General features: G+C 66.5%; 16 protein-coding genes. 10 read left to right on the top strand and 6 right to left on the bottom strand.

Going from position 1 to position 19,232, the window contains the following annotated elements; genetic code table 11:
• From C2I19_RS19820 to rluD, 3 genes are all read right to left on the bottom strand, one after another.
• Window positions 1-295 (bottom strand): type 1 glutamine amidotransferase family protein (locus C2I19_RS19820; RefSeq protein WP_500778866.1); only part of this gene is annotated, 295 nt, incomplete at its 3' end.
• A gap of 139 nt (window positions 296-434) precedes the next feature.
• The gene (pgeF, locus tag C2I19_RS19815; protein WP_103904328.1) at window positions 435-1,172 is read right to left on the bottom strand and encodes a peptidoglycan editing factor PgeF; all 738 of its coding nucleotides are present in this window, start codon (window positions 1,170-1,172) and stop codon (window positions 435-437) included.
• Window positions 1,162-2,265 carry a 23S rRNA pseudouridine(1911/1915/1917) synthase RluD gene (gene rluD, locus C2I19_RS19810; protein ID WP_103904327.1) on the bottom strand — a complete coding sequence of 368 codons (1,104 nt, stop codon included), beginning with the start codon at window positions 2,263-2,265 and terminating at the stop codon, window positions 1,162-1,164. Before rluD ends, pgeF begins: the two co-directional genes overlap by 11 nt.
• Here rluD and C2I19_RS19805 point away from each other — a divergent pair.
• Window positions 2,264-3,058, top strand: a complete 795-nt coding sequence (locus tag C2I19_RS19805; protein WP_103904326.1) for an outer membrane protein assembly factor BamD — start codon at window positions 2,264-2,266, stop codon at window positions 3,056-3,058. The two genes, rluD and C2I19_RS19805, sit on opposite strands and share 2 nt — an antisense overlap.
• 77 nt (window positions 3,059-3,135) lie before the next feature.
• Here C2I19_RS19805 and C2I19_RS19800 read toward each other — a convergent pair whose 3' ends face one another.
• Entirely contained in the window at window positions 3,136-3,465 is a 330-nt protein-coding gene (locus C2I19_RS19800) for a hypothetical protein (protein WP_103904325.1), read from the bottom strand.
• A 255-nt stretch (window positions 3,466-3,720) separates the two neighbouring features.
• On the opposite strand from C2I19_RS19800, the gene C2I19_RS19795 reads away from it, so the two are divergent.
• From C2I19_RS19795 to cobA, 8 genes are all read left to right on the top strand, one after another.
• Window positions 3,721-5,223, top strand: coding sequence for an alanine/glycine:cation symporter family protein (locus C2I19_RS19795; protein WP_103904324.1), 1,503 nt, complete (start codon window positions 3,721-3,723; stop codon window positions 5,221-5,223).
• A gap of 93 nt (window positions 5,224-5,316) precedes the next feature.
• Window positions 5,317-5,907 (top strand): ANTAR domain-containing response regulator, encoded by a 591-nt coding sequence (locus tag C2I19_RS19790; RefSeq protein WP_103904323.1) that lies wholly within the window; start codon window positions 5,317-5,319, stop codon window positions 5,905-5,907.
• A 9-nt stretch (window positions 5,908-5,916) separates the two neighbouring features.
• Complete coding sequence (locus tag C2I19_RS19785; protein WP_103904322.1) at window positions 5,917-7,041, top strand: CmpA/NrtA family ABC transporter substrate-binding protein; 1,125 nt, start codon at window positions 5,917-5,919, stop codon at window positions 7,039-7,041.
• Window positions 7,042-7,290: 249 nt separating this feature from the next.
• Window positions 7,291-8,493 carry an MFS transporter gene (locus C2I19_RS19780; RefSeq protein WP_103904321.1) on the top strand — a complete coding sequence of 401 codons (1,203 nt, stop codon included), beginning with the start codon at window positions 7,291-7,293 and terminating at the stop codon, window positions 8,491-8,493.
• A 12-nt stretch (window positions 8,494-8,505) separates the two neighbouring features.
• Window positions 8,506-10,962: a nitrite reductase large subunit NirB gene (gene nirB, locus C2I19_RS19775; RefSeq protein WP_233201296.1), complete on the top strand. Its 2,457-nt coding sequence runs from the start codon at window positions 8,506-8,508 to the stop codon at window positions 10,960-10,962.
• Between the two features lie 9 nt (window positions 10,963-10,971).
• The gene (gene nirD / locus C2I19_RS19770; RefSeq protein ID WP_103904320.1) at window positions 10,972-11,286 is read left to right on the top strand and encodes a nitrite reductase small subunit NirD; all 315 of its coding nucleotides are present in this window, start codon (window positions 10,972-10,974) and stop codon (window positions 11,284-11,286) included.
• Between the two features lie 19 nt (window positions 11,287-11,305).
• Complete coding sequence (locus tag C2I19_RS19765) at window positions 11,306-14,014, top strand: nitrate reductase (RefSeq protein ID WP_103904319.1); 2,709 nt, start codon at window positions 11,306-11,308, stop codon at window positions 14,012-14,014.
• 12 nt (window positions 14,015-14,026) lie between these two features.
• A complete protein-coding gene (gene cobA / locus C2I19_RS19760; RefSeq protein WP_103904318.1) occupies window positions 14,027-14,797 on the top strand; it encodes a uroporphyrinogen-III C-methyltransferase in 771 nt (256 codons plus the stop codon).
• 37 nt (window positions 14,798-14,834) lie between these two features.
• Here the strand turns inward: cobA and C2I19_RS19755 are convergent, their stop codons facing one another.
• Together C2I19_RS19755 and C2I19_RS19750 are read right to left on the bottom strand one after the other, a co-directional pair.
• Window positions 14,835-16,964: a hypothetical protein gene (locus C2I19_RS19755; RefSeq protein ID WP_103904317.1), complete on the bottom strand. Its 2,130-nt coding sequence runs from the start codon at window positions 16,962-16,964 to the stop codon at window positions 14,835-14,837.
• Window positions 16,951-18,201: a DUF3142 domain-containing protein gene (locus tag C2I19_RS19750; protein WP_199181293.1), complete on the bottom strand. Its 1,251-nt coding sequence runs from the start codon at window positions 18,199-18,201 to the stop codon at window positions 16,951-16,953. Before C2I19_RS19750 ends, C2I19_RS19755 begins: the two co-directional genes overlap by 14 nt.
• Before the next feature lie 438 nt (window positions 18,202-18,639).
• Between C2I19_RS19750 and C2I19_RS19745 the strand changes: the two genes are divergently transcribed.
• Window positions 18,640-19,092, top strand: a complete 453-nt coding sequence (locus C2I19_RS19745; RefSeq protein ID WP_103904316.1) for an aerolysin family beta-barrel pore-forming toxin — start codon at window positions 18,640-18,642, stop codon at window positions 19,090-19,092.
• The last annotated feature ends 140 nt before the right edge of the window (window positions 19,093-19,232 follow it).

Below are 19,232 nucleotides of genomic sequence, written 5' to 3'. Positions count from 1 at the left end.
ATTGCGCGCCTATCAATTGCCTGGCCGGGTCCAGCCGCAGTTGGTTCATGATGGCGTCGTCCTCCACCCAGTCGCGGGTGCGCCAGCCGCTGCCTATCAGCACGGCGTCGGCGGAGGCGGTCCAAGCCAGCTCCTCCTGGCGCTCCAGGCGCGTGCCGCTGCGCGACTGCACGACGGGAACGGGCGCGCAGACGCGCACGCTCCAGCCGTGCGGAACCATGCGGCCCAAGATGCCGGCGGCGATGAGGGAGTCGAGTTCGTTGAAGCAATCCAGCGTGACGATGGCGATGTTCATGGGACGGAAGGGGGATGGGTAAAGGAATATGATGTTCGCGTGAGTCGACGGGGTCAACGGGACGATGGCTGCGGGGCTGGCGGAATGGTTCGGGAGTGGACAAAAACAAACACCCCGCCGGGCGGCGGGGCGGGCAGGCTTAGTTTTCCAGCCAGATCAGCGAGGCCATGCGGCCGGTGACGCCGTCGCGGCGGTAGGAGAAAAAACGGTCGCGGTCTATCACGGTGCAGAAATCGCCGCCGTAGACGCGGGCGACGCCCAGCTTTTCCAGCCGCAGGCGAGCCAGCGCGTAGATGTCGGCCAGATATTTGCCGTTGTCGATATCGACGAAGGCGGCTTCGGCTGCCGGATCTTGAGCTAGGAAGGCCTGGCGCACTTCGGCGCCGACCTCGAACGCGTCCGGGCCGATGGCGGGGCCTAGCCAGGCCATCAGCCGCGACGGCGGCTCGTTCATGGCGGCCACGGCAGCCTCGATCACGCCCTCGCACAGGCCGCGCCAGCCAGCGTGGGCGGCGGCCACCACGGTGCCAGCCTCGTCGCACAGCAGCACCGGCAGGCAGTCCGCCGTCATCGCCGCGCACACCACGCCGGGCGCGCGGGAGAAGCTGGCGTCTGCATCTGGCGCGGAAGCGCCGACCGCAGCGGCATCCACCACCGTCACGCCGTGCACCTGATTGAGCCAGGCCGGCTCGGCAGGCAGTTCGTCGCGCAGCCTGGCGCGATTGGCGGCCACCGCTTCCGGCTCATCGCCGACGTGGGCGCCCAGATTCAGGCTGGCGTAGGGCGGCTGGCTGACGCCGCCGCTGCGCGTGGTGGCCAGGGTGCGGACCTTGGCCGGCGCGGGCCAGTCGGCCTCCAGCCAGTCATTAGCGGACATAGATCACCTCGACGTCGCCGTCGTCGTCATCGTCCCAATCTTCATCTTCATCGTTCTCGCCATCGGCATCGCCGTGGGCGAAGGTTTCGGCGTCGGCCGCCGCGCCGTCGCCGCGCAACAGGTCAAGCAGCGCGCGGAAATCGTCAGGCAGCGGAGCCTTCCAGCTGCGCTCTTCGCCGCTGGCCGGGTGGACCAGCGCCAAGGCGTAGGCGTGCAGGGCCTGGCGGCCCAGCGCCTTGACGCCGGCGGCGATCTCTTCGTCCATCTTGTGGCGCGGATTGCCGTAGACCGGATCGCCGGCCAGCGGGTGGCCGGCCTCGCGCATGTGGACGCGGATCTGGTGGGTGCGGCCGGTTTCCAGCTTGCACTCGATGTGGGAGTGGCTGGCGAAGCGCTCCAGCACGCGGATGTGGGTGATGGCAGGCTTGCCGCCGAACTTCAGCACCGCCATCTTCAGGCGGTTGTTCGAGTCGCGGCCGATATTGGCGTCTATGGTGCCGTCGAACGGCACTACGCCGTCTGCGATGGCGCGGTAGACGCGCTTGACAGTGCGCGCCTGCAGCTGACGCACCAGTTCAGTCTGCGCCGGCAGCGTCTTGGCCACCACCATCAGGCCCGAGGTATCCTTGTCCAGCCGGTGCACGATGCCGGCGCGGGGCACATGGGCCAGCGTCGGGCAGTGGTGCAGCAGGCCATTCAGCAGGGTGCCGCTCCAGTTTCCGGCGGCGGGATGAACCACCAGGCCGGCCGGCTTGTTGATGACGAGGATGTGCTCGTCTTCGAACACGATGGGCAGGTCCATCGGTTCCGGCTGGAAGGCCATTTCCTCATTGGTGAGCTGCAGCGTGACTTCCAGCTTCTCGCCTCCCAGCATCTTTGTCTTGGGCGCCACCACCGTTCCGTCCACCGTGACGAGGCCATCCTTGATCCACTGCGTCAGCCGGCTGCGCGAGTAATCCGGCAGCAATTTGGCCAGCGCGGCGTCCAGCCGTTCGCCGCACAAGGCGAGCGGAATTTCGAGATGTTGCGTGGTGGATATCTCGTTTTCCGAGATGTCGCTATAATCGTCCGGGTCAATGTAAGGATCAGTCATGAAAAGATACGTTGTTGCTGCAATGTTGGTGATGGTGGGGCTTGCCGGATGCGCCTCCACGGAAACCTACGACGAAACGCGCGGCTGGACCGTGGAGAAGCTGTATTCGGAAGCTCACGACGAGTTGAACAGCGGCAATTATACCCGCGCAGTCAAGCTCTACGAAACGCTGGAATCGCGCTTCCCGTACGGCCGCTACGCGCAGCAGGCTCAAATGGACCTGGCCTACACCCATTACAAGGATGGCGAGCCGGAACAGGCCATCGCTTCGGCCGACCGTTTCATCAAACTGCATCCGACGCACCCCAACCTTGATTACATTTATTATCTGAAAGGTTTGGTGTATTACAACGATGATTCCGGCCTGCTTGCCAAATGGGCCGGCCAGGACATGAGCGAGCGCGATCCGCGCGCCGCGCGCGAGGCTTTCGCCGCCTTCCGCGAGCTCACCACTCGTTACCCCGACAGCACGTACGGACCGGACGCGCGCGCCAAGATGACCCGTTTGGTGGATGCGCTGGGCGGCAACGAAATGCATGTGGCGCGCTACTACATGAAACGCGGCGCCTATCTGGCCGCCGCCAACCGCGCCCAGGGCGTGGTGAAGGACTACTCCAACACCAAGTATCCGGAAGAGGCGCTGGCCATTCTGGTGGCGGCTTACGACAAGCTGCAGCTGCCCAAGCTGCGCGACGACGCCCGCCGCGTGCTGGCGCTGAACTATCCGCAAAGCCAGTATCTGGCCAAGCCGTGGCAGGTTGAGGAAATGCCGTGGTGGAAGCTGTGGAAATAAGCGCTTGGCGCTGAATGAGAGAGCCGCCCTTGTGGGCGGCTCTTTTTTTGGCCATCGCTCAAGCCGGATGGCTTGCGTTAATTCGGATCAAGCCGGCACGCGATGCCGGTCTTCGCCAGGCCGCCGTACAGTTTCATCTGGTCCGGCGTCTTGCGGGAAATGAAGAAGCTGTCCGGCAGATTGTCGGCGGGCTTGTTCTTGGGCCAGGTCAGCAGGCCTTTTTCGTCCATGAGGCCATGGTAGGCGCCGCCGGGCGTTTGCAGTTTCACGGTTTGGCCGCGGCGGTCGAAGCTGAATTGCAGCTGTTGGTCGCAGTGATAGCTGGCCTGGATGCGCTGCGGCGGCTGGCAGCCGGACAGCGCCGCGGCGGCGGCGAGGCCGGCGGCGAGGCGGGCGAAGGTGGGCATGGGCTTTCCATATTCTGTTGGCTTTGCCCGCCACTATACCATGGCGCGCATCGCCTCATCGCCGCGCCATGCCGGCAGGATATGTTTGATTTGACAAACTTTACTTGCGGCATTTGTTGCAATTGCTGACTTTTACACGCTGTTTACTGGAGTGAATCCGGCTTTGCTCCTTATCTTTTGGCTTCCGGTCCGACAATCGGCATGCGGCGCAACAATAAAAGCCGATTGCGAGCCTTCGCTGACAAAGGAGAAACCATGGATGAGCTGGTCAACGCCATTAGCGGCGTGGTCTGGAGTCCGGCGCTGATTTATCTGTGCCTGGGCGCCGGCCTGTATTTTTCTATTCGCACCCGTTTTTTGCAGTTGCGGCATTTTTCGCAGATGCTGCGGCTGATGCTGAGCCGCGAAAGCAGCAGCGCCGGCGTGTCTTCGTTCCAGGCGCTGGCGATGACGCTGGCCGGCAGGGTCGGCACCGGCAATATCGCCGGCGTGGCCACGGCCATTACTTTCGGCGGCCCGGGCGCGCTGTTCTGGATGTGGCTGGTGGCCTTCCTCGGAGCCAGTTCCGCCTTCGTCGAGTCTACGCTGGGCCAGGTTTACAAGGAAAAAATCGACGGCCAGTACCGCGGCGGCCCGGCTTTCTACATCGAGAAGGGGCTGGGCATGAAGTGGTATGCCTGGCTGTTCGCCATCACCACGGTGATCGCCACCGGCATGCTGCTGCCCGGCATCCAGTCCAATTCCATCGCCAACTCGATGCAATCGGCCTTCGGCATCGCGCCCACCGTGACGGCGGCATTGCTGGCCATCATGCTGGGTTTCATCATCTTTGGCGGCGTCAAGCGCATCGCCGTCTTCGCCGGCGCGGTGGTGCCCTTCATGGCGCTGGGCTACATCATCGTCGCCTGCGTGGTCATCGCGCTGAACATCGAGAAACTGCCTGGCGTGATCGCGCTGATTTTCAGCAGCGCCTTCGGGATGGATGCCGGCATGGGCGCGATTTTAGGCCTGGCCATCCAGTGGGGCGTCAAGCGCGGCATTTATTCCAATGAAGCCGGCCAGGGCAGCGGACCGCATGCCTCCAGCGCGGCGGCGGTCAGCCACCCGGCCAAGCAGGGCCTGGTGCAGGCGTTTTCGGTTTACATCGATACCTTGTTCGTTTGTTCCGCCACCGCCTTCATGCTGCTGATCACTGGCCAGTACAATGTGCAGGGGCCGGACGGCGCGGCGCTGTACACCGGCATCGCCGGCGTGGCGGCGGGACCGGGCTATGTGCAGACGGCGATGGAGAACATGATGCCGGGCTTCGGCTCCGCCTTCGTCGCGCTGGCGCTGCTGTTTTTCGCCTTTACCACCATCATCGCCTACTACTACATTGCCGAAACCAATATCGCCTATTTGACCCGCAAGCAGGAAAGGCCATGGCTGGGTTTCGCGCTGAAGCTGGCGCTGATGGCGGCCACGGTTTACGGCACGGTGAAGACGGCGGACCTGGCCTGGGGGCTGGGCGATATCGGCGTCGGCCTGATGGCCTGGCTCAACATCGTCGCCATCATCCTGCTGCAGAAGCCGGCCCTGGCCTGCCTGCGCGATTACGAGGCGCAGCAAGCGCGCGGCGTGGACCCGGTATTCCATCCCGAGCGGCTGGGTATCGCCAACGCCGCCTACTGGGCCGGCCGCCGCGCCGAGGAAAACCTGGCCGCCGAGCAAGAGGCGGAAGGCCAGGTCGCGCAGCCGGCGCCGGCGAAGACCAGTTAGCCGCAGTTCCCGGCCTGTCCAAGCCAGGCCAGGCCGGTTCGTTTCAGGCATGGCGATTGCTAGTACCGTCGCATAGTCAAGAGCGGACCGGCCATGAGCGATACTTCCCCCTTGCGGCTGCTGCTGGTGAGCGATACCGAGCGGCCCATGTCCCAGTTGAGGGCCGAGCTGGAGCAGACTGGTTACCGGGTGATCGCCGAGGCGGACGGCGCGGCGCGGCTGCTGGCCCTGGTCGAGGCGGAACGGCCCGACATCGTCATCGTCGACACCGAGTCTCCCAGCCGCGACACGCTGGAGCAGCTGGCGTTGATGGAGCAGGCCGCGCCGCGGCCGGTGGTGATGTTCGCCGAGCATGGCGGCTTGCCCTGCATCCAGGCCGCGGTGCGCGCCGGCGTCACCGCCTATATCGTCGACCATGTCTCGCCGCAACGGCTGGCGCCCATCATAGACATGGCCCGGGTCAAGTTCGAAGAAGACGCCGCCCTCAAGAAAAAATTGGCCGACATGGAGCGGCAGTTGGCCGATCGCAAACTGATCGAGCGCGCCAAGGGCATGCTGATGCATCGGCGCCAGTTGAGCGAGGAGCAGGCCTACGCGCTGTTGCGCAGCGAGGCGATGAAGTCCGGCCTGCGGCTGGCCGAGCTGTCCAGGCAATTGATCCACTCCAGCGAACTGCTGGGCTGAGGGGGCGAGATGAGCGATGCCATGTTTGCGGACGAGCGCGGCCTGCGGGCCGTGCGAATAGGTTTCTTGCCGCTGACCGACTGCGCGCCGCTGTTGGTGGCGCGGCGGCTGGGACTGGACCGGCGGCACGGCCTGCAACTGCGGCCGCTGCGCCAGCCTTCATGGACGGCGGTGCGCGACAAGCTGATCCGTGGCGAGCTGGACGCCGCCCTGGCGCTGTCCGGCCTGGCTTACGGCGTGGAATTGGGGCTGGGCGGGCCGCAGTGCGACATGGCCTTGCTGATGGGCCTGAACCGCAACGGCCAGGGCATCAGCCTGCGTCCCGATCTGGCGGCCCGCTGGCTGGACGGCGCGGCTTTGCCGGATATCGCGGCCAGCCTGGACCGGCCGCTGCGGCTGGCGCATACCTTTCCCACCGGCACCCACGCGATGTGGCTGCATTACTGGCTGGCGGCGCAGGGGCTGCATCCCTTGCGCGACGCGCGCTGCGTAGTGATTCCGCCGCCGCAGATGGGCGCGGCGATGCGCGCCGGCGAGCTGGACGGCTTCTGCGCCGGCCAGCCCTGGCATGCGATGGCCGAACGCGAAGGCTCGGCCCGCCTGGCGGCGGACAGCGCGGCGGTGTGGCCGGATCATCCGGAAAAGGCGCTGATCTGCCGGCGCAGCTTCGCCGATGGCCAGCCTAGCCTGGCGATGGATCTGATCGCGGCGCTGCTTGAGGCCTGCCGCTGGCTGGACGAACCGGGCAACCGGGCGCAGGCGGCGGCCTGGCTGGCGGAGGAAGCCTGGCTGGGCGTGCCGGCGGAGCGGATCTTGCGGCACTGGGACCCGCATCCGCAGCAAGCGGCGCCCTTGCGCTTTTTCGACCAAGGCCGAGTCAACTTCCCCTGGCTCAGCGACGGCCTGTGGTTTCTGCGGCAGTACCGGCGTTGGGGCATGTGGGACGGCGTGGACGATCTGGATGTGGTCGCCGCGGTCAGCCGGCGCGAGCTGTACCGCCAGGCGGCGGCCGGCGTGGGCGTGGCCGCGCCGGATGAGTCGGCGCGCCGCAGCGTGCTGATGGATGGAGAGGTCTGGCCGCCGGTCGGCTGGACTCTGCCCAAAAGCGGTGCGGATTCGGCGTTTTCGCACTGATGCAGTGCAGCATGAGCTGGACAGGCCTGCGAATGGCGGCTTCGGCGCGATGAAAAAGCTGGCACGCAATTTGCGTTAGTACCATTGCCCGACGCAACGGCGCGGCGGGCGGAATTCAGCGGGCGGGCGTCGACGATGGCGCGCGCCGCAAGGGACAACGGCGTCCTTTCCCGGTTTCGATCGGGAAGGGGCGCCGTTTTTGTTTGGATGTTGAGCGGGCGGCCCGGCGGCCGGCCGCAAGGAGAGATCATGGACCGTACCTTCTGGCGGGCTGGACACAGGCCTACGTTGTTCGCGGCCTTTCTGTATTTCGATTTGAGCTTCATGGCCTGGTATCTGCTGGGCCCCTTGCAGGTGCCCATCGCCCAGGCCTTGCACCTGTCCACCCAGCAGCGCGGCCTGATGGTGGCCACGCCCATTTTGGCCGGCGCATTGCTGCGCTTGCTGATGGGCGTGCTGGTGGATCGTCTCGGCGCGCGCCGCGCCGGCATGCTTGGCCAGATAGTCGTGATCGCGGCCCTGGCCGGCGCCTGGCGGATAGGCATAGACAGCCTGGGCGGCGCCTTGCTGCTGGGCGGCTTGCTGGGCGTGGCGGGCGCCTCGTTCGCGGCGGCGCTGCCGCTGGCCTCGCGCTGGTATCCGCCGCGCCACCAGGGCGCAGCCATGGGCATAGCCGGCGCCGGCAACTCCGGCACCGTGCTGGCCGCCTTGTTCGCGCCGGCGCTGGCCTTGGCTTTCGGCTGGCGCAATGTGCTCGGCCTGGCCTGCATTCCGCTTCTGCTGTCGCTGCTGTTTTTCAGCCTATGCGCCAAGGACGCGCCGAATGCGCCGCCGGCCAAGCGCCTGGCCGACTACCTGGCCGTGCTGCGCGAGCGCGACGCCTGGTGGTTCATGTTTTTCTATTCGATGACTTTCGGCGGCTTTTCCGGCTTCGCCAGCGCCTTGCCTGGTTATTTCCATGACCAGTTCGGTTTCGACGCCAAGACCGCAGGCCTGTATACCGCGGCTTGCGTGTTGGCCGGCTCGGTGATGCGGCCGCTGGGCGGCATGCTGGCCGACCGGCTGGGCGGCACCCGCTCGCTGCTGGCGGTGTATGCGTCCTGCGCGCTGCTGATAGGCGCGGCCGGTTTCGGCGCGGGCGGCCCGGGCGCGGCGCTGGCGCTGTTCGTGCTGGCCATGTTGTGCCTGGGGGCCGGCAACGGCGCAGTGTTCCAGCTGGTGCCACAGCGTTTCGGCAAGGAAATCGGCGTGATGACAGGGCTGGTGGGCATGGCGGGCGGCGTGGGCGGCTTCGCTTTGGCGGCCGGGCTGGCCGCGGTCAAGCAAGCCAGCGGCGGCTACGCGGCGGGGCTGTGGCTGTTCGCCTGCCTGTGCGCGCTGGCCTGGATGAGCTTGGCCGGAGTGAGGCAGCGTTGGCGCAGCGACTGGACCGTCGCCGCGGCCAGGGTTTGAGGAGGGGCAATCATGGATATGGCGGAACGGAAGGGCAGGACGCGGCAGAAACTGGTGGTGGTGGGCAATGGCATGGCCGGCATGCGCACCCTGGAGGAGCTGCTGAACCTGGCGCCGGATCTTTACGACATCACGGTGTTCGGCGCGGAGCCGCATCCCAATTACAACCGCATCCTGTTGTCGCCGGTGCTGGCCGGGGAGCAGGCTTTCGCGGACACCATTCTGAACCCGGTGGAATGGTACGCCGAGCGCGGCATCGCGCTGCGCATGGGCAAGCGCATCGCCGCGATAGACCGGGCAAGGCGGCAGGTGGCGGCGGAGGATGGCGAGATCGCCAGCTATGACAGGCTGCTGCTGGCCACCGGCTCCGCGCCGGTCATGCTGCCCATCCCGGGGCGCGAGCTGGGGGGCGTGATAGGCTACCGCGACATCGCCGATACCGAATACATGCTGGCCGCCGCGCAAACGCGCCGCCACGCCGTGGTGATAGGCGGCGGCCTGCTGGGACTGGAGGCCGCCAACGGCCTCAAGCAGCGCGGCATGGGCGTGACGGTGGTGCATCTGGGCGACTGGCTGCTGGAGCGGCAGCTGGACCGCCAGGCCGGCGACTTGCTGCGCCAGGCGCTGGAGGCGCGCGGCATCCGCTTTCTGTTGGGGCGGCAGACCGCGGCGCTGCTGGATGACGGCCAGGGGCGAGTGGCCGCCGTTCGTTTCGGCGACGGCGAAGACATTCCGGCCGAGCTGGTGGTGATGGCGGTGGGCATCCGTCCCAATATCGCGCTGGCCGAGGCCTCCGGGCTGCATTGCAATCGCGGCGTGGTGGTGGATGACGCCTTGCAGACTTACGACCCGCGCATCTACGCGGTGGGCGAATGCGTCAGCCATAGAGGCGTGGCCTATGGCCTGGTGGCGCCGCTGTTCGAGCAGGCCAAGGTTTGCGCCAATCACCTGGCGCAGCTGGGCATCGCCCGCTATCTGGGCTCGGTGTCGTCCACCAAGCTGAAGGTAACCGGCATCGATTTGTTCTCCGCCGGAGACTTCATGGGCGGCGAGGGCTGCGATGAGATCGTATTGTCCGATCCGGCCGGCGGTGTCTACAAGAAGCTGGTGCTGCGCGGCGACAAGCTGGCCGGCGTCTGCCTGTATGGCGACACCGGCGACGGCGCCTGGTATTTCAAGCTGCTGCGCGAGGAGCGCCCGGTGGGCGATCTGCGCGACACGCTGATGTTCGGCGAATCCGCCATCGGCGACGCCGGCGTGCAGGGCCAGAGCCGCGCCGCAGCAATGCAGGACAGCGACGAGGTATGCGGCTGCAACGGCGTGTGCAAGGGAACCATCGTCAAGGCGATCAAGGACAAGGGCCTGTTCACCTTGGACGAGGTGAAGAAACACACCAAGGCCGCTAGCTCCTGCGGCTCCTGTGCCGGCCTGGTGGAGCAAGTCCTGATGGGCGTGGTGGGCGCGGGCTTCCAGGAAACGCCCAAGACCAAGGCCGTATGCGGTTGCACCGATCGCAGCCACGGCGAGCTGCGCAAGGCGATACGCGAGCACCATCTGTTGAGCCACGCCGAGGTGTTCCACTTCCTGGAATGGCGCACGCCCAACGGCTGCGCCAGCTGCCGGCCGGCCATCAATTACTACTTGCTGTCCAGCTGGCCGCACGAGGCGGCGGACGATCCGCAAAGCCGCTTCATCAACGAGCGCGCCCACGCCAACATCCAGAAGGACGGCACGTTCTCGGTCATCCCGCAGATGAAGGGCGGCGTCACTACCGCCGACGAACTGCGCCGCATCGCCGACGTGGCTGACAAGTACCGGGTGAAGATGCTCAAGGTGACCGGCGGCCAGCGCATAGACCTGCTGGGCGTGAACAAGGAAGACCTGGTCGATGTCTGGCGCGATCTGGGCATGCACTCCGGCCACGCTTACGGCAAATCCATCCGTACGGTGAAAACCTGCGTCGGCAGCGAGTTCTGCCGTTTCGGCACCCAGAACAGCACCCAGATGGGAATCGATCTGGAAACCATGCTGGCCAATATGTGGAGCCCGCACAAGGTCAAGCTGGCGGTGTCAGGCTGCCCGCGCAACTGCGCCGAGGCCGGCATCAAGGACGTGGGTGTGATCGCCGTGGATTCCGGCTGGGAGCTGTACGTGGGCGGTAACGGCGGCATCAAGACCGAGGTGGCGCAATTCCTGTGCAAGGTGAAGACGGCAGAGGAGGTTAAGGAGTACAGCGGCGCCTTCCTGCAACTGTACCGCGAGGAAGCCTACTACCTGGACCGCACCGTCCACTATATCGCCCGCGTCGGCCTTGATTACATCAAATCGCGCGTGGTGGGCGACGCGGACAGCCGCCGCGCCCTGCATCAACGGCTGCTGTTCTCGCTGCAAGGCCTACCCGATCCGTGGGCGGCGCGCGTGGCGGGGGCGCAGAAGCGCGAATTCATTCCCATCGCGGTGGCCGTTTAGGAGAGGACCATGATCAGAGAAAACTGGGTGAAAGTGTGCGCGCTGGACGATATCCCGGCGCAAGGCAGCCGCGTGCTGGCGCGGGACGGCGGCGACATCGCCGTGTTCCGCACTCACGACGACCAGGTGTTCGCGCTGCTGGACCGCTGCCCGCACAAGGGCGGCCCGTTGAGCCAGGGCATGGTGCACGGCCGCGCGGTGGCCTGTCCGCTGCATGGCTGGAATATCGATCTGGCCAGCGGCGAGGCGCAGGCGCCGGACGTGGGCTGCGCCAACCGTTTTCCAGCCCGCCTCGAAGACGGCGCGGTGTGGCTGGCCTTGTAAGCGAAAGGAGGGCAGGCGCATGGGCAAGACGGAAACCCGCTCCACCTGCTGTTATTGCGGCGTCGGCTGCGGCGTGCTGATAAGCAGCGAGAACGGCCGCATTGCCGGCGTGCGCGGCGATCCGGACCATCCGGCCAATTACGGACGGCTGTGCAGCAAGGGGCTGAACCTGGCTGCCAGCGCCGCCAGCGACAGCGGCCGCGCGCGGTATCCGGAAATGCGGATGGACAGGAACGCGCCGCGCCGGCGCGCCGGCTGGGACGAGGTGCTGGACGTGGCGGCGGACCGCTTCGCCGACATCATCCGCCAGCATGGCCCGGACGCGGTGGCGTTTTACGTGTCCGGCCAGCTGTTGACCGAGGATTACTACCTGTTCAACAAGCTGGCCAAGGGCCTGATAGGCACCAACAATATCGACACCAATTCCCGGCTATGCATGTCCAGCGCCGTCGCCGCCTACAAGATGGCGCTGGGCGCGGACGGCCCGCCCACCTGTTACGAAGATCTGGAAGCGGCGGATTGCGTGTTGTTCGCCGGCAGCAATACGGCCTACGCCCACCCGGTGCTGTTCCGCCGGCTTGAGGCCGCGCGCGAGGCTAGACCGGGCGTTCGCTGGATCGTCGTCGATCCGCGCCGCACCGACACCGCGGCCATGGCGGACCTGCATTTGCAAATCCAGCCCGGCACCGACGTCGCCTTGTTCCACGGCATGCTGCATCACTTGATTTGGGAAGGGCTGATCGACGCCGATTACATCGCGGCCCATACCGAGGGCTTCGATGCGCTCAAGCGCATGGTCCGCGACTACACGCCCAAGCTGGCGGCGGAGATCTGCGGCGTGAGCGCGGAGGACATCATCGCCGCTGCGGAGTGCTTCGGCCGCAGCCCGGCCAGCCTGTCGCTGTATTGCATGGGCCTGAACCAATCCAGCCAGGGCACGGCCAAGAACCTGGCGCTGATCAATCTGCACCTGGCCGCCGGCCAGGTAGGCAAGCCCGGCGCCGGGCCGTTCTCGCTGACCGGCCAGCCCAACGCCATGGGCGGCCGCGAGGTGGGCGGCATGGCCACCATGCTGGCCGCGCACCGCGACATCGCCAATCCGGCGCACCGGCGAGAGGTCGCGGCGCATTGGGGAGTGCCGGAGGAGAGGCTGTCGCCGCGTCCTGGCCTGCCGGCGGTGGAGATGTTCGAGGCCATGGCCCGCGGGGAAATCAAGGCGGTGTGGATAGCCTGCACCAATCCGGCCCACTCCATGCCGGACCTGCCGCGGGTGCGCGAGGCCTTGGCCCGCGCCGAGCTGGTGGTCTTGCAGGAAGCCTTCGCCGATACCGATACCGCGGCCTTCGCCGATATTGTGCTGCCGGCGGCCAGCTGGGGCGAAAAGGACGGCACGGTCACCAATTCCGAGCGCCGGATCAGCCGGGTGCGCGCCGCCGCGCCGCCGCCGGGAGAGGCTAGAACGGATGCCTGGATCGCCGCGGAATTCGCGCGGCGGTTGGCGGCGCGGCTGCATCCGGACGAAGCCGGGCATTTCGACTACGACGGCGCGGGACGGATTTTCGACGAGCACCGCGCGCTGACCGTGGGTCGCGACCTGGACATGGGCGGCCTGGATTACGCCCTGCTTGAGGCGAAAGGCCCGCAGCAATGGCCGCTGCCCGCCGGCAGCGCCTCGGGCCTGGCGCGGCGCTACGAGGACGGCGTGTTCGCTACGGACAACGGCCGCGCGCGCTTCCATGCCATCGACTACCAACCGCCGGCGGACAAAGTCTCCGCTCACTATCCCTTCCGCCTGATCAGCGGCCGCTTGCGTGACCAGTGGCACGGCATGAGCCGCACCGGCCGCTTGCCGCAGCACTTCGCGCATAGTCCAGAGCCGGAGTTGCGCATGCATCCGGAAGACGCCGAGCGGCGCGGGCTGAGCGACGGCGAGCTGGTGTGGGTGGCCAGCAAGCGCGGGCGGTTGGCGCTGCCCTTGCGCGGCAGCGACGAAGTGGCGCGCGGTAGCGTATTCGCCGCCATGCACTGGAATGGACGGTTCATGAGCAGCGGCGGCGTCAATGAAGCCACCATCGCGGCAGTGGACGGGCTGTCTTTCCAGCCGGAGCTGAAGCACGCGGCGGTAAAAGTGGAGCGCGCGGAGCTGCCGTGGCGGGTGCTGGCCGCGGTGCGCCAGGCGGACCTGCCGGGCTTGCGCGCCAGGCTGTCGCCGCTGCTGGAGGGCTGCGGTTACGCGGCCATCTCGCTGGCGGGAACGGACACGCTGTACTTGCGCGCGGCGGAGGCGCAAGCGCGGCCGGACTGGCTGGCGCGGCTGCTGGAGGCGCTGGACTGGCGGCCAGGCGCGGATACGCTGGAGTACCGCGACGACAAGCGCGGCGTGTTCAAGCGCGCGGCCTGGCGCGGCAATCGGCTGGACCGACTGCTGTTCGCCGGCAGCCTGCCGGCGGATCAGGCTGCGGCCGAGGCGCTGCTGCAAACGCTGCTGAGCGGCGAAGACTGGCAAGGCCCGCGACTGGCAGTGTTCGCGCCAGCCGGCGCGGCGGCCTCCCCGCGCGAGCGCACGGTGTGCCAGTGCAAGCAAGTGGGCGAGGGCGCGATACGGCGCGCCTTGGCGGAGGGCGCGGATATGGACGGCCTGCAATCCCGGCTGGGTTGCGGCACGGTGTGCGGCTCCTGTCTGCCGGAACTAAAGCGCATGGCGGCATCGTCCGCGCAGCCTGTTTAAGGAGTCATGAGCATGAATAAAACATTCAAGACCGTAGGCCGCGTCACCCTGCTGGGCGCGGGGCCGGGAGACCTGGAGCTGCTGACGCTGAAGGCGGCGCGCAGCCTGGCCGCCGCCGATGTGCTGCTGCTGGACGATCTGGTCGATCCCGCCATCGCGGAGCTGGCGCCGCGCGCCCGCGTGGTGCGGGTGGGCAAGCGTGGCGGCTGCAAATCCACGCCGCAGGACTTCATCCAGCGGCTGATGCGGCGCTATGCGCAGCGCGGCGAACAGGTGGTGCGGGCCAAGGGCGGCGAGGCGCTGTTGTTTGGCCGCGCCGGCGAGGAAATCGCCTATCTGCGCGCCCACGGCATAGAAGTGGATATCGTCAACGGCGTCAGCGCCGCCTTCGCCGCCGCGGCCAGCCTACGCGTCTCCTTGACCCAGCGCGGGCTGAGCCACGGCCTGACGCTGGCCACCGCGCATCTGCAGGACGGCAGCGAGCCGGACTGGCGGGCGCTGGCCGCCGCGGGCACCACCTTGGCCATCTATATGGGCATGAGCCGCATAGACAGCCTGTGCGCGGCCTTGGCCGACTGCCTGTCGGCCGATACGCCGGCCGCGGCCGTGCAGTGGGCCGGCACGGAGCGGGAAGCGCGCGTGCTCAGCTGCTTGGACCGGCTGGCGGATGACGCGCGCGCCGCCGGACTGGGCAGTCCGGCCGTGTTGCTGATAGGCGAGGCGCTGCGCGATGCGGCGCTTGAGTCAACCGCCCCGCCGGCGAGGGCTGCCGCCAACGGCTAAGCGCCCGCGCGGGCGCGGCTGTCCTTCTTGCCTGCGGTCAACGCCGTTTGCGCCAGGCAATGCCGGCGAAACACGCCAGCGCCGCCAGACCTAACAGATTGGCCAGCCCGAAGCGGTCCAGCAGGCGCGCGGCGCGTTGCGGATAGGGGAAGAACGCTGCGGCGAGGAACTGCGGCGGCGGGCATTGTTCGCCGAAGCGCGCGCCGGTGTTCAAATACGCGCCGTGGCGGGCATAGCGTTGATAGAAATGCGCCGCGCGCTGGGCATCGGTGCTGTTCAGCCAGGCTGCGCCATGGCATAGCGCGGCGGAGTAAGCCTGGGAGCGCGGCGGCAGCAGGTCTGCCGCCTTGTCCAGATAATCCGCCGCCAGATAACGGTAGTGGTAGCGCTGCAGCGGCTGGCTCTGCGTGGCGGCGAAGCGCGTCCGCTCTTCCGCCGTGACATAGGGGCCGGCCAGCAGATAGCCGGCGCGGCCGACGGCGCTGAGCGGGGCTTGCGGCACGGCATCGGCCGATCTGCCGGAGGTTTGCTGATAGTTGCCGCCCCAATCGGCGTAATCCGGTTCCTGTTCGTACCCCAGCAATGCCATGCCGTCATGCCGCGTCAGCGCGGCGAGCCGGAACCAGGCCTTGGCGCGCAGCGTGCGCGTATAGGCGCGTTCGGTGTCGCGCAGCGCCTCGCCATATTGCAAGGCCAGCTTCCGCAGGCCGGCCTGTTTCCCGGTGGGCAGGCCGCCGGCGTCGTAGTCTGCGGCGACGGCATCTTCCGGAAAATAGGGCGAGGCCTCGTCCGCCCGGCCTTCGCGCAGCAAGCGCCGCGCCAATAGATAACGCAAGCGGGTCCAGACCTGAAGCGCTTGCTCGTCCGCGGGCCTGGCCAGGGCATCGACGAAGGTTTTCAATTCCGCCGCAGTCAGCACGCGCTCCGCGACATAAGCCATATCGCTTGAGCTGTCCGTCACGGCTGCCAGGTGGCTCCAGTCATTGCCGCGGCGGGACCATTCAATGGCGGCTTGGTAGAGATAGCTCAGCGCCTCCACATATTGGCCGCGCGCCAGCGTCAGCACGGCTTGCTCGCCGCTGATCCGCTGCGGGAGGCCGGGTTCCAGGCGGTTGTCCGAACGCGGAAAACCGCGCGCGGCGAGGGCGTAGTAGCGGGATGCGGCGGGGAGGTCGCCTCGGCGCAGCGCCAGCTTGGCCTTGACCCAGCTGGCGAGCGCGCTGTCGAGTCGGGCGGCCATGCGTTCCGCCAGCGGATAACGGCCCATGCGGTAGGCCAGGGCGGCCAGGCGGTCGGCATGGTCCGCATCCAGATAGCCCTGGCGCTGGATGGCGTCGATCAGGATCAGCAGGTTCTGGTTGGGCGTGGTGCGGCCATCCTGCCGCGCCGCGTCGGCATAGCCGGACAATGTCTGGGCGGCGGAAGGCTCCCATTCGCTGATGAAGGCGGTCGCGCTGTCGTCCTGCCCCGCCACACTGTCGCCTACGCGCGCCAGGGCATAGGCCACCAGCAAGCGGCGCGATACGGCGTCGTCCAGCAGCGGCAGGAAGCGCTCCGACTTTTTAAGCGCCCAGCCGGCGATGAATTTCAGCGAATCGACGGCGCTGCCGCCGGTTTTGCGCGCGGCGGCTTCCTGCGCGTAAAGCGCGATGGCCGCCTTCAGGCCCGCTGGCGGAATGCCGGCGGCGCATTCAGTCTGTTTCATCAGGCTCAGGTGGTTGCATTGCTGGCCGGTTTTGGCATTGCGCAGGCTGAGCAAGGCTTCGTCGCCCAGGCTGGAGGCGGCGGCCCCCGAAGGGTCCGGCGCGCCGCAGGCCGCGAGCTGGCGGATGCGCCGGTAAGCGAGGCGGGCATCATTCAGCTTGGCGGCGCAGTCCGCGCCCTTGGCGCAGCCGTCAAGTTCCGCCGCGGCGTTTGCCGCGTCCGTTTGCGCGCGGCTCAAGTCCTCGTAAGTCGGCTCCGGCTTGGATGGGCGATCGCAGCGCTCTGCTTTCGGCGCGGCCAGACGGGCTGCTTCAAAGGCGAAACCGTTGGACGGCGTGCCCAACAGCGTGCCTTGGCGGTTGTCCAGCATCTGCATGGGGAAGTCCGGGCCGCAGGCGATGGCGGTGGCGATGATGCCCAGGGCGGCGGCGGCCCCGAGCAGTCGAAGATCAGGCTTGGACATGGATATCCTTTTTCGGGTCTAGCGCGGGGCAGCGCAGCCAGCCGGTTCGCCGTTTCGCGCCAGGCTGCAGCAGGCCGGGCTGGACGCGGCGCAGCAGCATGCCCGCCGCGTCATAGTCCAGCGCGTAGCCGCCCGCGCCGTCCGCGGCTAGGCATGAGGCCGGCCAGCGCAGCGCGGCGGGAAGCGGAGCGTCGGCATTGCCGCTGTTGCTCAGCCACAGGTCGTAGAGGCCGGATGCAGCCGGCGTAGCCGTTATTTCCAGTTTTGAGAACAGCGGCTGGCGGGCCAGCGCCGCGTGCCAGGTGCTCTGGCTCCAGGCGCGGCGGTCTTGCCCGGTGGGCAGACGGAACCAGACCAGGCCGGCCAAGCCGCGCGGCGGGGCGGCTTCCATTTTTTTGACGAAGTCCATCACTTGCTCAGGCGGCGCGATCAATTCGCTGGCCAAGCCATCGGCTATCAGCAGCGACCGTTCGCTCTCCACCGCGGCGATGCGGCCGGCCTGGTCCCACACGACGCGGCTGCCGTAGGCGGGCAAGGCGATGCGCCAGGGGCGCGGCGCGCGTTTGGCGTAGGCCATAGCCCAGTCTTGCGCTTGCTCAGGGTCGAACAGGCCGCGCCGCGGCTGCATCACCGCGTGTACTTGCAGCACGGATTCGTCCGGCGCCGCCAGCAGGCTTTCCAGCGCGGGGCTGTCCAGCCAGGTGGGCAAGGCGGTGATGGACAGCGTCGCGGCGGCCGGCAGCTGGCGGCGAAGCTCGCGCAAAAACGCCGCGTAGGCCGGCAGGCGGCTGCTTGCGCAATCATGGTCTATCTCGATGCCGGCCAGCATCGCGCCGCGGGCTTGCCACTGTCGGAAGCGACCGATGATGGCGGAGGCGTCCTGGTTTCCCGGCGGCGCTTGTCCGTTCAGTCTAAATACCGCAATGACCGGCCGGCGGCTGGAGAGCAGAGCGGGCCAATCAGGTTCGGTGTAGCGCCATGGCTCGGCCTGCTTGGGGCGCGCTTCCCGCTCGCCCGCCAGCACGCGCCATTGACGGACGACATCGGCGTTGTCGCGTATGGCGTCTTTCAGCTCCGGCGTCCATTGGCGTTGCCAGACATAGGCGTCATTGGGCAGTGGGGTGCCGTGATCGCATGCGGACAGCGAGAGGCTGGCGAGGCCGAGGCTGGACAGGAGGGAGAGGGCGCGCCGATAGACGGGTTGGCGGCAGCGGGGACGTAGGCTTTGCATCTGCATGGGGCCGGTTGCGACTTCATGATTAAACCATATCAGCCGGCGCAGGGGGGCACCGTCGCGGGAAATGAGCGGAGTGTGGCCAAGCTGGCACCTGTTCTAAAGGATGGTTTAGATGTGCGGCAAGCTGCAGCGGGCATTTGCGATGAGGGGGCTATTTCGGTAACGACGCCCCCTGCGGAGCTCGCCATGGTGTTACATAGGACGTAAGCATTTTTACATATCAAATAAACTTGAATTGCATGTAAATAAACGTTGGTAACTATTTACAAATATGCGCCGTAGAAATATTGCTGAAGTTAAGGCGAGATGATTACGATCCTTCATGTGAAGTAAAGCATTAGCTCTACTTTGCATTCGATGCAAAGCCGGATAGCTTGATTGGCAGATCGAAAAATCCAGCGCTTGCATTTGTTTATCTTGTCATGCAGGGGATAAAACATGAAGTTGATAAAAGCCATTCTTCCCGCTTCGGTAATGTTGATCGCTTACCAGCAGCAGGCACAGGCCGCGGACACTGTGCCGCAATTCAGTGATGTGGTGTACACGGAAATGTCGCCGGACAATGAGTCCACTATCCGGAAAATTGTGACGTCGGACGCTTTTTTCAGACCTTGGGCCTATCTGGCGCATTATCTTGGCTATGGCTGGGTGGGAGGCAATACCAATGGCAATACGGCGGTAGGCCAGGAGTTTGAATATAAGCGCATTGACACCATGCTGGATAATTTGTCCATGCCGGACAATAAATACCGCTATATGATGAATGCCAAGTACGATCCGAAAGGGCCGGGCGGTTATTGGGCGGACAAGCGGTTTCGCATGGCATTCTCCAATATCCAGTGGATGATGGAACCGGGCGATATGCAGGGCCATTCAACGCTGAACTCGTAGGCAAATGAACGGTCAGTATTTATTTGCGATATGCCACATGCTAACCCAGGGCCATTCAATGCTATCTCATGCCAGCTTGCATAGCGCCAGTAACTGGTCTGGCGACCAACCCAGTTGTTCGCGTGCCGCTTTGATATTGT

This window comes from Chromobacterium alticapitis (assembly GCF_002924365.1).
GTDB lineage: Bacteria > Pseudomonadota > Gammaproteobacteria > Burkholderiales > Chromobacteriaceae > Chromobacterium > Chromobacterium alticapitis.
The sequence above is the reverse complement of the archived record's forward strand: the minus strand, read 5'-3'. Positions and strand labels throughout refer to the sequence as shown.